This is a genomic window from Polaromonas sp. P1_G4 (assembly GCF_056405475.1).
In genome coordinates this window covers 1-1,536 of sequence record NZ_JBFUCA010000753.1, presented here as the reverse complement: position 1 = coordinate 1,536, position 1,536 = coordinate 1, and the positions used below count along the sequence as shown (strand labels likewise).

Annotated in this window: 1 protein-coding gene; it reads right to left on the bottom strand. The window is 55.6% G+C overall.

The annotated features are described in order from the left end of the window. Positions 1–134 precede the first annotated feature (134 nt). On the bottom strand, positions 135–1,536 hold a 1,402-nt coding region (locus tag AC1D1X_RS23015), incomplete at its 5' end, for a hypothetical protein (RefSeq protein WP_477699300.1).

Genomic DNA, 1,536 nt, shown 5'->3' with positions numbered 1-1,536 from the left:
GCACTGGCATGCGGCTATCGAGCAACGCAGTTGTGTCACGACCAGCCGGCAGAGCCTCAAGCAGCGCGCGCAGCAACGACTGCCCTCCGCCGGAGTGCACATTGGTGGCGTGGACAAAAAGGGTTGTTGCCGTTTTAGTTGTCACGTGGTGGCGGGGCTTTTGCCAGTTTCAACTTGTACAGAGCGAACGCAAAACCATGCGTATGGACCGTCCATACCAGCRGGATACCGCAGCCGAGAACCAGAAAATAAGGAATGCTTTGCTGCGGAGCCACGCCGAATTGAACAGCGGTGCTGGCCATCACGACGCCGTAAAGCGAACAGAGAATGGGGTTGCGGGTCAAGGTTCGTATCAAAAGCTCGACAAGCAGCACCAGGAACGTAAAAATAACCATTCCGAGCGCGACAATCCAGAGCGAATTGCTGTAATAGAGGAAGGCCGGCCCGCCAGGCAGGCTTGCAAATCTGAATTTTGTACCGTCGGACTTGAGGTACACAGACTTCGAGATGCTTTGGTAGATATCGGGTTTTCCTATCGCCGGCTTCTCCAGAAAACCGCGACGCAAGAGCGCCGGGTCCTTGCCTGGATAGGCCTGCACGGCCATCAGGCCCTCCAGGCCTATCCATCTGTCAACGCTTAGCTGCAAGAGGCGGGCCGAAAAACCGTCGGTCAGCTGATAACCAAACTCATTGAGTAACAGCCGGGATTGCGCTGAATCCGTGCCCATGGCTTCCGCCCATTTCTTCTTTTCGGCGGCCATGATCGCTTCCAGCTGTATTTTCTCGATATTCAGTTTTCGCATTAATTCAATGATGGGCGGACGTTCCTCTGCCGGCGCAATTTTGAGTTGGGCCTCCAGCGTACCGAGATGGCCGCTGACAATTTCCCAACGGTAGTAGGCCTCGTGATAGGCCGTGCTTGTATACAGACCGGTCTGGTAGAAATAGTTCCGGAATGTCGTGACGGCCGATATGGATATCACCAGCAGCCCGCAAAAGGCAGCGGCAAGCATGATTGTTTTCAGGCGCGACCAGCCCGCCAGCTTGTGCCTGAATTGGTGTAAAACGAAAAGTTGTGGAACGGCGTGAAAGATATAGGCTGCCCGGCTCAGGATCGACGTGCTCGAGAGAAAAGCTTCAATCAAAATGCCATAAGCTGCCAAGGCGGGATTCTTCCCGAGCGTGATGTCCCACCAGGCAAAAAGGGCAACGAAAGTAGCCAGGCCGATGTTGAGCAGCCAGGCTACTACCGAGTTCAGCGGCCACATCAGAGACGCTTTTGGCGCAAGGCCGATTCGATGTATTCCGTATGCCAGATTGACAACCAGCACGCCTGCCGTCGCGAGCGCCAGCGCAAGCCATAGCCATTTCCGATTTGGTTCGTACCATGAGGGCACAATGAGTTTCTTTTCCTCACGCGTGGGGCTGATACGCCTTGCCAGGCCTGCATAGGCTATGCCGCCAGCAATGACACCCAAGCTGGCCACGCTTGCCACCAGCAGTACTTCGTCCCACGCTGCTGGCGCACCCTCGAAC